Raw genomic sequence first — 13,110 nt, forward strand, 5'->3', positions numbered from 1 at the left:
CATTATATACGGTATAGAATGGGACTTCGTGTATGGTCTACAGCTTGTTCAAAAGGTCTGCGAAGGCCCAAAGCAATGTACCAATCGAGGCAACAAAAAATTCATGCCGCTGTATTTTCTTCCTAATCGTTTCAATCATTATTTCTTTTGCAACAATTAACCGTCGACGATGTTCTCTATCAAAGATAAGCGAAAGCTGCTCATCGGTCGTGTCGTCGGTCACTCCGTACAGATAGCGACGATTCATTATTTGGTTGAAAACAGTCTGAGCGGTTATTCCTTCTGTGAGATCCATCGTTTTGTTCACGAATTGCTCAGGCAACCCTGTAACCTCAAACATCAACGCCAGACAAACAAGTAGTGCACCAAATCGCGCTAGCCACATCCAGTCGCTGAAGTGCACGCTTAAGCCGACCCCAAATGCGAGTGCGAGCGTTGTAAGGACGTAAGCGTAAAACACATAATGTGTAGGTATCTTGAATACCTCTGCTGCTGCAGCTTCGGCTGATTTTTTACTCATGCTGTGAACTTTTCCTCCTGAAAGCGCGTGAAAAGCCGGGCGGCCGGGCTTGAGGTTTACTTGTAAGCGGACTCTAGGGTACTAAGCTCACCCATCGCCCAGCCCCTGTGGGCTTCGAACGTGTGCCCATTGGTATCGTCGAAGCCAAGCGCAGCAGCACAGTGCCAGCGGACGCCATTTGCTTTCTCTTTAGCGTAACTGTTGAGGCGCTCGTCATTGTCTAGGTCCTCGACCAAAATGCGAATGGCAGCAAAAAGCGAAGCTCGTTCGAAGATTGTTGCTGCGTTCTTGAGTTCGTCCACAAGCATTCGGAGAGCTTCGATGCGGGCTTTGATATGGCTCATCGGCCGCTCCAATAGATGAAGGTCACTTGCACCTTTGCGTCCTTTGTTTTGGCACCGTCCAGAATTTTGATCGCATGACTTGGTGGCGTGACACTTACTGAAACCAAGTTATCTTCGGTAATCCCAAATTCTGATGCGCGCTCGTTGAATTCCTGAAGAATTTCCTGAACGCTCAGTCCGATAACTTCGTGACTTCGTAGTTTTCGCATTGCCTTCTTCCTTGATGACCGGCGAGGTGCCGACACTGGATGTGAAAAGCCCGACAGGCCGGGCGCGGTCTATTGGCTACTTAAAATTCCGCTCAACGAACAATCCGTAACAGCGTTTCGCTACTGTCGCAAAATACAAGCCGCTCAGAGCAACCACGCCTAGAAAGGCAAAAACCATGACCGCTTCCAGCGTCAGTCCGTTTTGTTTGGACCAGATGATCACGTCCTCAGTAACCGTTTTTGCCACCCACAGGTAGTAGGCGCCGGTAGCAAAGCTTGGTAGGCCGATCAGGATCAGCGCCCAGTCGTTAAGTTCAGCCCAGGTCTTTTTTTTCTTACGGTTGTTCCATGCAGCCTTGAGGAATTTCATAGCGACTTACTCCATGTGGTTTGCTGAAAGAGAGAGGAGACCCTGGGCTTTGGCCTATCGCTTGCGCTGAGTGCATTTATCGAGAAGTGGGCCGGCACCGCCATGCTTGGCTATGAAGTATCCATGGGAATGCCCTTGGCGCCCCATGCCGGTAGTCATAGCTTCGACGGCCTCAAGTTTTTTGTCGTAGGGGCCCGGGCCTTCATAGATCCGCCGGACATCCATGAGGAAATTCAAGTAGTCGTTGAAAGCCAGGTCAAGCTGCCCGATGTCGGACCAGGTATGGATGCTGTCAATGTTTCCATTCTGATCAAGAGCGACAAATGTCCCGGCCGGGAAGTACAGGTCGCACTTCAGTTTCTCGATTCGTCGAAACTCTTTGTCACCGGATTTGCAGAGCGTGCCAACCAAGCCTAGGTTCGCCAGGGTGTTGGCGGCAAACGCCCTGGGCACGAAGCAGACCGTGACTGACGAAAAGGCGCTGGAATTGTCGGGCTCTGGTATTGGTTCCTTGGATGACATAGACGCTCCCTTGTTTGTCCGGCACAAGATCTTGGAAGCCCGGCGGGCCGGGCTTGGGGTGGGGGTATTGACAGTGGCAATAGCCCTCCAACCGACGAAAATTCGTCGGCTAAGTTTTCTTGCCCAGCATCTCAAGAAGCTTGGCGTATCCGCCAGGCATCTCGGCCTCCAACTGCGCCATCAGGTCAGGGCTCTTGTCCATGCGGTCCTTCATGCCGGCCGCAATAATCTGATTCACGGCTTGATTAAAGGAGATTCCTTCTTTAGCAGCAAAGTCTTCAATTGCCTTCTCTTCTGAGCCGGTCAGCATCAAGGTGATTTCCCTGCCTTCGTAGGTGGCACCACCTCCGGATAGCTGTTCAGCTGTCACACCGAGAGCCGTGGCAAGCTTGAAAAGAACGGTTCTTCTAGGCTTTGCCTGGCCAGATTCGTAGCGAGATATCTGTGACGGGGTGATGCCAACGGCGTCCGCAAGCTGTTGCTGCGTAAGATTTTTTCCGCCTCTCAGTGAGATGAGCTGGTTGGCAAAATCAGTCGACATGTTGATCCCCTTGTATGTCTCTAGAAGCGTACAGCAAACGCACAAAAAGCAAAAATTGTTTGAAGAAGTCACAAAAAGCATTAAACTCACAAAACGCAAATAAGGAGTCGTCATGAAAGCCCTGAAAATTACTACCGCTGTACGAATGCTGTGCGAAATGCGAGAGAAGCTTGAGATGAGGGCAACTGAAAACGGCCGCAGTCTCAGCGGGGAAATCGTATTCCGGCTTAGAAAGTCTCTTGAGCAGGAACAGGGCCATGAAAAGCAGCAGGCATAAAAAAACCCCAACGCTGGCAGGCGATGGGGCTTTGGTTAACGAGATCAACTTCGAGGAAGAAATCGTCATGAGCGATATTAGCACAGCTGTAGCGAAATCCAATGTCATCCCGTTCCGTTCGACCAAGCTGTTACTCGTTGAGCGCGACGGCCAGCCTTTCGTGCCAATGAAGCCAGTAGTAGAGGGGATGGGTCTAGCCTGGCAAACCCAGCACCGTAAGCTGATGGCTGGGCGATTTGCTTCAGTTATCACCATGATGGTGACAACTGGATTTGATGGTAAGCAGTACGAAATGGCGTGCTTGCCATTGAAAAAGCTTCCGGGCTGGCTGATGTCGATTCACGCGAGCAAGGTCCGTCCTGATCTGCGCGAGAACGTGCTGGCTTATCAGGACGAGTGCGACGACGCGCTTTGGGCGTACTGGAATGAAGGTCATGCTGTTAACCATCGGGGTCCCGATCAGGCGATGACCGTTCTCGGCCAAACCATCGGCATGGACGGATTTCACATGCTGGGCGCAGTGGTCAAGGGGAAGGTATCGAATCTGCCTGCGCCAATTCAGCGTAGAGCCACCGCGAAAATCTGGTCGCAGACTCATGCAGCTTTTGGCGTTCGGTCGGCAGCAGACATTCCCGCTGATCGGCTTGACGCTGCGCGGAACTTCATTGCGGCCTACGCCGTTCTGGAAGGTGAGTTCATTCCGAAGGGGCCGGGCAAGTCCTTCGATATCCCGGACAAGCTTGGAGAGTGTGAGCGATATCTCGTCAGCGCCGACCATCAGGGCAATCGGCAGGTCACTCCGGTGCCAATGGGCGCATTCGTTTTGACGCGGCAGCAGTTCATGCAGGCAATGCTCGTGGACAGGGATATGTACGTCTCCACGGCGGAAATGTTCGAGTTTGTAGCACTGGCGACCGAAAATTTGCGCTGCCGGTTCCTTTCCCAGGCTGCCCGGAGGAACGCGGCATGAACTTCTCTCTTAAAGCTGGCGGTCGCGCCTTGATCCTGATGCCGGAGCGGCCAAATCTGGTCGGCCGCTCCGGTCAGCTGATTCGCAAGATCGAAGAAAATTGGCTGATGCTGGTCGAGGGCAAGCGCTACTCGGTCAGCGAAAAAAGCCTGATGCCGCTGGACGGCTTCAATCCGAATGTGGCCGCGTCGACTGAAGTGAGGAAGACAGCATGAGTAGCGTAGTTCCGTTCAGCTTTAAAGGTGCCGGCGTTCGCGTGGTTGCTGACGATCACGGGGAGTCTTGGTTTGTTGGTCGCGATCTATGCTCCGCACTTGGTTATGCGGATCAAACCAGCGCAATGAAACAGCACTGCCGTGGGGTGGTGAAATACCACCCCATCGCTGACAGCCTTGGGCGTATGCAAGACACGCGAATTCTTGCAGAGTCGGACATGCTGAGGCTCGTTATTAATAGCCAGCTTCCCGCTGCTGAGCAGTTTGAACGCTGGGTCTTTGAAGACGTTCTGCCGACAATTCGCAGGACTGGCAGCTATCAAATGCCAGCGAATGACGCCACGATCCCAGTTGAGCGTCAGTTGCCAATCGCCGCCGACAGCCTTGATGCGGCGAAGCGTATTGCCGATTGCTTTGGCCTTGAAGGTAATCAGGCTCTATTGAGCGCCAATAGCATGGTCAAGTCAGCTATCGGCGTAGACCTGATGGAGATGGCGGGGGTTAAGCGGCTGGTCAACGAATCGCAAGAGATGAACTTCACCCCAACCGAGCTTGGGGCGAAGTTCGGCATGAGCGCGGTGAGCATGAACAAATTGCTCGCCGAGTGCGGGCTACAACATCAGGTGATCTACAAACCTGGCAAGAAGCGCTGGGAAGTTACGCCCGACGGTAAGATCTTCGCGGTCATCACCGACACCGGCAAGAAACACAGCGACGGAAAGCCGGTTCAGCAAATCCTATGGAAAGAGTCGGTGCAGGAGATGCTGGCCAGGCTGGCCGACCAGCTTCGGTCCGGGCTTCCGGCCGTCGTTGCTGGCGGCGTCCGACGTTAGATTTCAAATGTGATCCTGAATCACCTTTAACTACCGCCACGAAATTAACCCCGCCCATGCGGGGCTTTCGTGTTGCTCTCTCGTTGGTGATAAAGTCTCGCCATATCTCAACGAGGGAACGACATGAAAGTTTTTGTAGGGTGCTTTTTTCTTTTTGCTTTGGTCGGCTGCTCTAGCTCGCCAATATCTGCCGACAAAGCCGATCCCGTGCCTTCCTCGCGGCTTTATGCCTTCACCGCAAAGTCCGATGCTCAGCTCATTGTCACCCGAGATAGTGGAATGTTTGGAGCTGGGTGCAATTACCGCTTCTATATCAATGGAGAGCTTGCTGCCGAATTCGCCTCGGGAGAGGTTGCTAGATTTGGCGTAAAGCCGGGCAGAGTAGTTCTGGGCGCTAAGCCGAGCGCAGCTTGCGGCGGAGGGATGATGGTTGAGCGCGATGTCGAAGTAAAAAGCGGAGAAGTTTTGAGAAGAAGGATATCTATGTCGCCAGGCGGCCCAGATATTTCAGCTACCGCCTATTGATCCCATAAAGCCCGCAAACGCGGTTTTTTTTCGCCTGGAGAAAAACATGTCAGCACTCGCAATCAATTATCAGCCCATGACTACCATTTTGCTTTATGGGCAACTTAGGCAATTCGGAAGATCTTTCAGGCTGGCGGTTAAGTCGCCAGCCGAGGCTATCAAGGCGTTATGTGTGCAGATCCCAGGCTTCGAGCGCTTTTTGTCGAACGCTAAGTCTCGCGGGATTGAGTTTGCCGTGTTTCGAGGGTCAAAAAATCTGAAAGAAAAAGAGCTAGGTTTTGGCGGCTCTGGAGAGATCCGAATAGCGCCGGTAATTACGGGTCGTAAGCGCGCAGGACTCATGCAGACCATATTGGGCGCAATATTGATTGTGGTTGGTTTCTTTGCTTTCGGTTCGACAACAACTACAGGTGCAGCGCTCATAGCAGGCGGTATCGGAAGTGCTGCTGGAGGCGTAATTCAAATGCTTAGTCCGCAGGCGGCAGGCCTCAAGATGAGCGCCGCACCGGAAAATCAGCCTGGATATGCATTTGGCTCGGCGCGCAACACGACTGCATCGGGCAATCCCGTGCCGTTGTGTTACGGCAACCGGCGATGGGGTGGCGCAATCATCAGCGCCGCCATCTATTCCGAAGATAAAGCCTAGAAATAGAACGTTACAACCCACCGCCCTTGAGGCGGTTTTTTATTGCCTGGAGAAAAGCATGGGCGCAGCACGCAAGATTGATATCCACGGCGCCAAAGGTGGCGAGGATAAGCCACAAACGCCGACGGAAGCCCCGGACAGTCTGCGCTCTGTTGCGCTGGCCAAAATGCTTATCGCGGTAGGTGAGGGGGAGTTTGACGGTACGCCTACAGCACGGGATATCTTCCTGGATGCCACTCCAATTCAAGACCCCCAAGGCAACATGAACTTCCCGAATGTAAAATGGGAGTGGCGCACCGGAGGTGTGGACCAAGCGTCGATCGCCGGAATTCCATCAGTCGAAAACGAAACCACGATCAGCGCCGAACTGCGCAGCGGCACATCGTGGGTCCGGGCGATCAGCAATACGCAGCTGTCAGCCGTTCGCGTGCGGTTCGCATGGCCGGTTCTCCAATCCGTTGATTCGGGCGGTAACATCAACGGCTACCGCATTGAGTACAAGATCGAACTAGCCACAGATGGCGGGGCTTATCAGCAAGTGCTTAGCGAAGCTGTGGACGGAAAAACCACCAGCCTTTACGAAAGGACGCGCCGAATAGACCTGCCAAAGGCTACAACCGGCTGGCTGATGCGCATCACACGAATCACGCTCAATCAGAACAACAACAAAATCTCGGACACGATGCAGATCGCCGGCTTTACAGAGGTAATCGACGCCAAGATCCGATATCCGAACACCGCACTGCTCTACATAGAGTTTTCAGCTGAGCAGTTCAAAAACATTCCTGCCGTCACGGTTCGCTGCAACGGCCGCAAGATGCAGGTTCCGAGCAATTACGACCCGGTGTCGCGCTCATACACCGGCATCTGGGACGGAACATTCAAGCAGGCCTGGACAGACAACGCGGTGTGGATGACCTACGACATCACTACCGCTGACCGCTTCGGCCTTGGCCGGCGGATCAAGCCGTGGATGGTAGACAAGTGGGAGCTATACCGAATCTCGCAATACTGCGACCAACTGGTGCCGGACGGGAAGGGTGGCCAGGAGCCGCGCTTCATCTGCAACTTGAACCTGCAGAGCAAAGCTGATGCGTGGTCGCTGCTGCGCGATATCTCAGCGATCTACCGGGGCATGACCTACTGGGCCCAGGGCCAGGTGTTCACTCTCTCGGATATGCCACGCGCAACGGACTTCGACTTTGCCTACACCCGGGCAAACGTCATCGACGGCAAGTTCACCTATTCCAGTGCGTCAGAGCGCACACGCTATACCCGGGCGCTGGTCAGCTACGACAACCCGCTGAACAACTACGACACTGACGTCACCGCCGTGACCGATCAGAAGCTGCAGCGGCGCTACGGCGACAACCCGCTGGAGATCAGCGCTATCGGCTGCACCCGCGAATCCGAGGCCCAGCGCCGCGGCAAGTGGGCGCTGCTGACCAACTCCAAGGATCGGGCCATAACCTTCAAGGTTGGTTTGGATGGTCGTATCCCGCTGCCTGGCTACGTGATCCCGATTGCTGACGAACTGCTGGCCGGCCGTGCCATTGGCGGGCGTATATCGGCGGTAAACGGCAAGGTCATCAAGCTGGACCGCGACACCCAGGCTAAGCCCGGCGACCGACTGATCCTCAACCTGCCTGACGGCAAGTGCGAGGGGCGTACCGTGGAAGTGGTCAGCGGTCGGCAAGTCACGGTCACCGTGGCCTACTCAGTTACGCCTGAGCCGGAACTTGTGTGGGCACTGGATGCTGATGACTTGGCTGTCCCGCTTTACCGGGTGGTCAGCGTTGCGCGGCCAGAGCCTGGCGTGTTCGAAATCTCGGCCGTGCAGTACGACCCGAGCAAGTTCGCGCACATCGATACCGGTGCGCGCCTTGAAGAACGCCCGATCAGCGTTATCCCGATCACCGTTGTACCGCCGCCGGCCAGCGTCACGCTCACGTCGAGTTACGCGGTAGATCAGGGCATAGCCATCAGTACCATGAACATCTCATGGACCGCTGTTGCTGGCGCCGTCGCTTATGACGTGGAGTGGCGCAAGGACAGCGGCAACTGGATCAAGGTGCAGCGTACTGGCTCAACGAGCGCGGACGTCACCGGCATCTACTCTGGAGCCTACCTGGCCAGGGTGCGTGCTGTGAGCGCCTTCGAAATCTCGTCGATCTGGAAAAACTCCAACCTGACCAATCTGGAAGGAAAGACCGGCCTGCCGCCGGCGGTGTCGTTCCTGACCACCACCAGCTTGATCTATGGCATCGGCATCCAGTGGGGATTCCCACCAGGTGCGGAGGACACCCAACGGACGGAACTCTGGTACAGCGAGTCGCCCGACTTGACGACGGCGGTAAAGCTGAGCGACTTCAGCTACCCGCAGGCCTCGCACGAGATGCACAGCCTGTTGGCCGGGGCGAGTCTGTTCTTCTGGGCGCGCCTGGTTGACCGGACTGGAAACGTCGGCCCGTTCTTCCCTTTGCCCGGCGCCGTCAACGGTCAGGCCAGCAGCAAGCAGAGCGACTATGAGGCGTACTACGCCGAGAAGATCGGCAAGGGCGCCCTGTACCAGAGCCTGCGCGAGGAGATAGAGCTGATCACCGGCGACGGCCCAGGCTCAGTAAATGAGCGCCTCGAGGAAGCCAAGCAGGAGCTGGAGGATCTGATCAAGCAGGTAAGCGATGCTCTCGCTTACGACCCGGCAAAGCCCTATCTGAAGGGCGACATCGTGCGGCTTGATCAGCGACTCTACCAAGCGAAAGGCCCTGTGCCTGTGGGCGCAACGCCTCCTGACGTTACGTACTGGATCGATATCGGCACCATTCTTGAAACGACTGATGCACTGGTATCCCAGGTCCAGATCGTCGAAACCAAGATCGAGGAAATCGACGGCAAGGTGTTGGCCACCGCCACCTCAGTTGAGGCGTTGCGCTCAGCTGCCCGTGGTGATGACGGCGCCGGCGATCTGGCCGACGCAATCAAAGGATGGACGTCTACGGCTGATCTTGCAGTAGAGCGTAAAACCCGAGCCAGCGAAAACGATGCGATGGCTCAGCAGCTGCTCACCCTGGGGGCCCAGGTAGGCGACAACAAGTCGTCGCTGAGTGTACTGGAACAGGTTGTTGCATCGAACCGCGAGACGTCCGCAACGCAGATCACCAAACTTAATAGCGATCTGTCTGCGGTCGATCAAAAGGCGAACGGCAATGCTCAAGCGCTCACCAGCCTCGATACAAAAGTCACCAACCTGGACGGGAAGATCACCTCTCAGGCGTCTAACAATGAGGCGCTGCGGGCTTTCGTGCGTGGTGACGATGGTTCTGGTGATCTGGCTGGGGCGATCAAGGCGTGGGAGTCCACCGCGGCAATCAGCACCGAGAAAAAGGTGCGTGCCTCTGAAATCGAGGCCCAGGCCAAGGTTTCGGAAACGCTGCAGTCGAGCATCGGACAGACAAGCGCGTCGGTTCAAACGGTGAGCGAGACGGTTGTCCGGCTGGACGGCAGGGTGTCGGCACAGACCACCATGAAGGCTCAGACCATCGTTGACGGGAAGAGGGTGGTGTCTGGTTTGGCGTTTGGTTCGGATGGAGAACAGGCGGAATTCCTGATCTTCGCTCAGCGCTTTGCGGTGGTGAACGAAGTGAATGGAAAGGTTGATCCGATGTTTGTGATTGAAAACGGCCAGGCAGTATTCAACACCGCGATCATCAGCAAGGCGATCATTCAGGAAATTGTTCTGGGGATGGTGTTGCGTTCGCCGGCCGTGGATTCGCTTGGGCGTCCGCTTCTGGAAATCAATATTCCTGCGGGCACGTTCACCTTGAGAAGCTCAGGCACTGGTGGTTCATCGTTGCTCAACAACGACGGGTTGACGGTGTTTGATGCGGGCGGAGTCGACCGCGTATCGGTCGGGAGGCTTTCGGTATGATTTTCGGTATGCGGATCAAGGGGCCTACTGGCGTTGTTGAGCTCGACGAAACCTCATTCACAATGAGAGTGGTGTACTCCGAAATAATTACCCCTCAAACATGGGGGGCAAAGTTTATAGATATATCGATTCCGGGGATCACCCCTCAAAACGCTGCCGCTTTTCCTACGCCAATACAGGCAGTCAATTCGATGTTCGATGCGCAGGTAGAGCCAGAAATTCTTAACGGAATTGTGCGGGTGTGGAGAACTATTAAAGGCGATCCATACAATACCTCCGCCATAACAATTACAAGGCAGCGTCTGACAGTCGTAAGGTTTAAATGATATGACGGAATCCTATGGGCTAGTGTTCAAGGCAGGGGACGACAATCGAGTAGTAATTGATTCGGAATATTCGAGACTCGTTGTTATGTACAAGGGGAGGTATGTAGGTACCGAGGAAAATGGAAATTCCTCATCTACGTATTTCCCGTCACCAATTACCACCCAAGAGCAGCCACTTGTTTTCATTCGGCCCGATAGTGCAAACGGCATCATCGGGATGAGCAACCTTGAAATATTTGGATCTGCGGGCAACTGGACGGGGTTCAGGGTCCGTATTTTCAATATGTATACGATAAAGCCAGTAGGGCGATGGTTCGTTGCCGGGTATGTGGCCCAGCCATTAGCCACCTTTGGCGTGCGGCTGCGTAATGCAAGCCGCAAAACGATTTTCGATTCAGGCACACCCGCCGCCCAGTTTGTCAGGGCTAGCAATACATGGACTTATGCTGGAAGCGGCACCACCGGCCAAGGAGTGACAATAACGTACTTTAATTCACAGTTTAATCTGAATGAAGACGAGTACATGCTCATAAATAATTTGTGTATGCAGGCGGTAACAATTGCCTCTGGCACCGTGAATCGACAGATTGCAGCTATGTGGAACTATCCAAGCAGAATTCTTACTCTCGGGATGATTGGGGTACAGAACGCTATTGTCACAGGCGTGACTGTGATGGTTGGAAGGATCACTCAGTAGCATCGGGCGGCATGTTTAATATCAACTAACAAATTTGGGGAAGCCTATGTCATCTTGGTTCGCAGAAGGAACGGTAACAGTCACTAATGGAAATGCCGTTGTAACCGGCGTCGGTACGAAGTTTTCTAACTGCCGATCCGGCGACATGTTTGTCGGTCCAGATAACGGTATCTATCAGGTGATTAACCCATCCAGCGATACATCCGTCTCTATCTCGCCAGCCTATCGTGGCGCCACCTCAGCGGGCGCTGCTTATGGCATTGTCCCCGTAAATGGCTACCCAAAGGCCTTGGCCGATGCGGTCAACCTGATGGTTCAGCAGTGGGGCGCTACGTTGGCCGGCCTGGGCACCGTATCGACCGAGAACGTTGTGCCAATTGCAAAGGGTGGCACGGGGGACACTACGGCAGCTGGTGCGCGGGGCAAGCTGGGTCTTGGCAACGCTGCTACATTGACTGCTGGATCCGCCTCGGGAAATGTGATGTTGATGGGGGATCGCGGTTCTCAAACGGTGGCCAGTTTGAATACGTGGGGTAATTCGTTTCAGCTCTGGAACGCGAATACTGCCGGTGCTCCAACCCAAGCATCGGGAACCGTTATCAATGCGGCATTTCCGGAAGGTAATTTTGGGTCGCAAATCATCATGTCTTTCAGTGGAAGGATGTGGTTCCGATCCGGAGACTACGCTAATGTCTCCACTCGAGAGGTCTACCACACTGGCAATACTACTCGCGGATCTGGTGGTGCACTTTCCGCTGCCTCGCCAATTATGCGGATTGCTTGTATTGCTACTAGTGAGCGGCGCGACCTTCAGGAAGAGACGTTTGCCCCGGCTGGTGACTGGGGCGTAGTTAACAGCGAGGCACGAGGCGTCACGGTACAACGCATAGGTGTGGGTGAATACAAGATTGCTGGCAGTCTCGGCCTAGCTCTTGAGGGCTGGCGTACACATGACCCGAGCTCGCCCGACGGCGGTCGAATGTTGGGTATCACTGACAGCCACCAAGATGAAGACGGCACCGTCACGGTACGCCTGTTCAAGCAGCGCTGGACGCTGACGGAAGATGGCGAAATGGTTTCAGGTCGCGGTGCGCCAATGGATGTTCCGCTGAATAGCTGGATTGATGTGAGGCTTGAAATGCCCAAGGCGGAAGCGCCACCACCCATTGCCTTAACCGAAGAATAATAGCCCGCCAATTGAGCGGGCTTTTTTACGCCTGGAGAAAAGCATGAACGCAACCGAGAAAGACCGGGACATCCTGGCGCGTACGCTGTGGGGTGAGGCCCGCGGCGAAGGGCTGGCCGGCGAGATCGCTGTGGCCTGGACCATCCGCAACCGTGTGTTCGACGGCAAGGCCAAGTCATGGTGGGGGGAAGGCTACGCCGGTGTGTGCCTGAAGCCCTGGCAGTTCAGCTGCTGGAACCAGAACGACCCGAACTACGCCTACCTGAGCGGTGCCAAACAGATCCCGGCCGCGCAGTTCGCCCAGGCGCAGCGTGCAGCTGACCAGGTGATGTCGGGTGCGGTACCCGATCCAACTGGCGGCGCCACGCACTACTATGCGACCACGATGCCCAAGGCCCCGGCTTGGGCGGCGAAGGCCACGCAGACTCTACGCCTTGGTCACCATATGTTCTTTAAGGATGTGCCGTGATGACGCCCGGGCAGATCCTGTGCGCGATCCTGCTGGCGCTTACCGTCGGGTTTGGTGGCGCGTGGCAGGTTCAAGACTGGCGCATGGGCAATAAGCTCGCCGAGCAGGCCGGCCTGCATAAGGATGACCTTGCCGCGATCAGTAATGCGGTCGCCGCCCAGGCCCAGGCCGAGCAAGGCAAGCGCCTGGCCCTAGAGCAGCAGCTCGCCGGCCAGGACCAACAACACTCCAAGGAATTATCCGATGCCCAACGCAACCAGGCTCGCCTACGTGACCAGCTTGCTACTGCTGATGTCCGGCTGTCAGTCCTCATCGAGGATTCAGCCAGTAGCTGCAACGTGCCTACCACCACCGGCGCCGTCGGCGTGGTTCATGCGGCCCGTCGAGCCCAACTTGACCCAGCGCATGCTCAACGAATTATCGCCATAACTGATGAAGGTGATAACGGATTGATAGCGTTACGAGCATGCCAAGATTACGTCCGAGCTATCAACCACTCGCATTGAAACTCAAAAATCCGAATGTGAGATAA

At 55.2% G+C, this 13,110-nt stretch carries 18 protein-coding genes; 12 read left to right on the forward strand and 6 right to left on the reverse strand.

What is annotated here, in order from left to right:
• Positions 1 to 37: 37 nt before the first annotated feature.
• The 6 genes from QZR30_RS14625 to QZR30_RS14650 form a co-directional block, all read right to left on the reverse strand.
• On the reverse strand, positions 38 to 520 hold the full coding sequence (locus tag QZR30_RS14625; protein ID WP_194438110.1) for a hypothetical protein: 483 nt from the start codon (positions 518 to 520) through the stop codon (positions 38 to 40).
• A 56-nt stretch (positions 521 to 576) separates the two neighbouring features.
• Complete coding sequence (locus tag QZR30_RS14630; protein WP_311903520.1) at positions 577 to 864, reverse strand: hypothetical protein; 288 nt, start codon at positions 862 to 864, stop codon at positions 577 to 579.
• Complete coding sequence (locus QZR30_RS14635) at positions 861 to 1,073, reverse strand: hypothetical protein (protein WP_194438114.1); 213 nt, start codon at positions 1,071 to 1,073, stop codon at positions 861 to 863. The genes QZR30_RS14630 and QZR30_RS14635 overlap by 4 nt, the downstream gene beginning before the upstream one ends.
• Before the next feature lie 76 nt (positions 1,074 to 1,149).
• A complete protein-coding gene (locus QZR30_RS14640) occupies positions 1,150 to 1,443 on the reverse strand; it encodes a hypothetical protein (protein ID WP_311903521.1) in 294 nt (97 codons plus the stop codon).
• A 54-nt stretch (positions 1,444 to 1,497) separates the two neighbouring features.
• A complete protein-coding gene (locus QZR30_RS14645; RefSeq protein WP_194438117.1) occupies positions 1,498 to 1,965 on the reverse strand; it encodes a hypothetical protein in 468 nt (155 codons plus the stop codon).
• A 109-nt stretch (positions 1,966 to 2,074) separates the two neighbouring features.
• Positions 2,075 to 2,506 carry a helix-turn-helix transcriptional regulator gene (locus QZR30_RS14650; RefSeq protein WP_242462605.1) on the reverse strand — a complete coding sequence of 144 codons (432 nt, stop codon included), beginning with the start codon at positions 2,504 to 2,506 and terminating at the stop codon, positions 2,075 to 2,077.
• Between the two features lie 112 nt (positions 2,507 to 2,618).
• Here QZR30_RS14650 and QZR30_RS14655 point away from each other — a divergent pair, with 112 nt between their 5' ends.
• The 12 genes from QZR30_RS14655 to QZR30_RS14710 all read left to right on the forward strand — a co-directional run bounded on the left by QZR30_RS14655 (position 2,619) and on the right by QZR30_RS14710 (position 13,084).
• Positions 2,619 to 2,783 (forward strand): Arc family DNA-binding protein, encoded by a 165-nt coding sequence (locus tag QZR30_RS14655; protein WP_194438118.1) that lies wholly within the window; start codon positions 2,619 to 2,621, stop codon positions 2,781 to 2,783.
• The gene (locus QZR30_RS14660) at positions 2,764 to 3,753 is read left to right on the forward strand and encodes a phage antirepressor N-terminal domain-containing protein (RefSeq protein ID WP_311903523.1); all 990 of its coding nucleotides are present in this window, start codon (positions 2,764 to 2,766) and stop codon (positions 3,751 to 3,753) included. The genes QZR30_RS14655 and QZR30_RS14660 overlap by 20 nt, the downstream gene beginning before the upstream one ends.
• A complete protein-coding gene (locus QZR30_RS14665) occupies positions 3,750 to 3,968 on the forward strand; it encodes a hypothetical protein (RefSeq protein WP_311903524.1) in 219 nt (72 codons plus the stop codon). Before QZR30_RS14660 ends, QZR30_RS14665 begins: the two co-directional genes overlap by 4 nt.
• Positions 3,965 to 4,801: a BRO-N domain-containing protein gene (locus tag QZR30_RS14670; protein ID WP_194438123.1), complete on the forward strand. Its 837-nt coding sequence runs from the start codon at positions 3,965 to 3,967 to the stop codon at positions 4,799 to 4,801. Before QZR30_RS14665 ends, QZR30_RS14670 begins: the two co-directional genes overlap by 4 nt.
• A gap of 123 nt (positions 4,802 to 4,924) precedes the next feature.
• On the forward strand, positions 4,925 to 5,326 hold the full coding sequence (locus QZR30_RS14675; RefSeq protein ID WP_194438125.1) for a hypothetical protein: 402 nt from the start codon (positions 4,925 to 4,927) through the stop codon (positions 5,324 to 5,326).
• A gap of 46 nt (positions 5,327 to 5,372) precedes the next feature.
• The gene (locus QZR30_RS14680) at positions 5,373 to 5,972 is read left to right on the forward strand and encodes a tail assembly protein (protein WP_194438127.1); all 600 of its coding nucleotides are present in this window, start codon (positions 5,373 to 5,375) and stop codon (positions 5,970 to 5,972) included.
• A gap of 58 nt (positions 5,973 to 6,030) precedes the next feature.
• The gene (gpJ, locus tag QZR30_RS14685) at positions 6,031 to 9,900 is read left to right on the forward strand and encodes a TipJ family phage tail tip protein (protein WP_311903525.1); all 3,870 of its coding nucleotides are present in this window, start codon (positions 6,031 to 6,033) and stop codon (positions 9,898 to 9,900) included.
• Positions 9,897 to 10,226, forward strand: coding sequence for a hypothetical protein (locus tag QZR30_RS14690; protein WP_311903526.1), 330 nt, complete (start codon positions 9,897 to 9,899; stop codon positions 10,224 to 10,226). The genes gpJ and QZR30_RS14690 overlap by 4 nt, the downstream gene beginning before the upstream one ends.
• Position 10,227: 1 nt before the next feature.
• A complete protein-coding gene (locus QZR30_RS14695; protein WP_311903528.1) occupies positions 10,228 to 10,923 on the forward strand; it encodes a hypothetical protein in 696 nt (231 codons plus the stop codon).
• 46 nt (positions 10,924 to 10,969) lie between these two features.
• Positions 10,970 to 12,109 carry a phage tail fiber protein gene (locus QZR30_RS14700; protein WP_311903529.1) on the forward strand — a complete coding sequence of 380 codons (1,140 nt, stop codon included), beginning with the start codon at positions 10,970 to 10,972 and terminating at the stop codon, positions 12,107 to 12,109.
• 43 nt (positions 12,110 to 12,152) lie between these two features.
• A complete protein-coding gene (locus tag QZR30_RS14705; protein WP_311903530.1) occupies positions 12,153 to 12,578 on the forward strand; it encodes a cell wall hydrolase in 426 nt (141 codons plus the stop codon).
• The gene (locus tag QZR30_RS14710) at positions 12,578 to 13,084 is read left to right on the forward strand and encodes a lysis system i-spanin subunit Rz (RefSeq protein ID WP_311903531.1); all 507 of its coding nucleotides are present in this window, start codon (positions 12,578 to 12,580) and stop codon (positions 13,082 to 13,084) included. Before QZR30_RS14705 ends, QZR30_RS14710 begins: the two co-directional genes overlap by 1 nt.
• Positions 13,085 to 13,110 lie beyond the last annotated feature (26 nt).

Source organism: Pseudomonas sp. rhizo25 (genome assembly GCF_031931935.1).
Lineage (GTDB): Bacteria > Pseudomonadota > Gammaproteobacteria > Pseudomonadales > Pseudomonadaceae > Aquipseudomonas > Aquipseudomonas synxantha.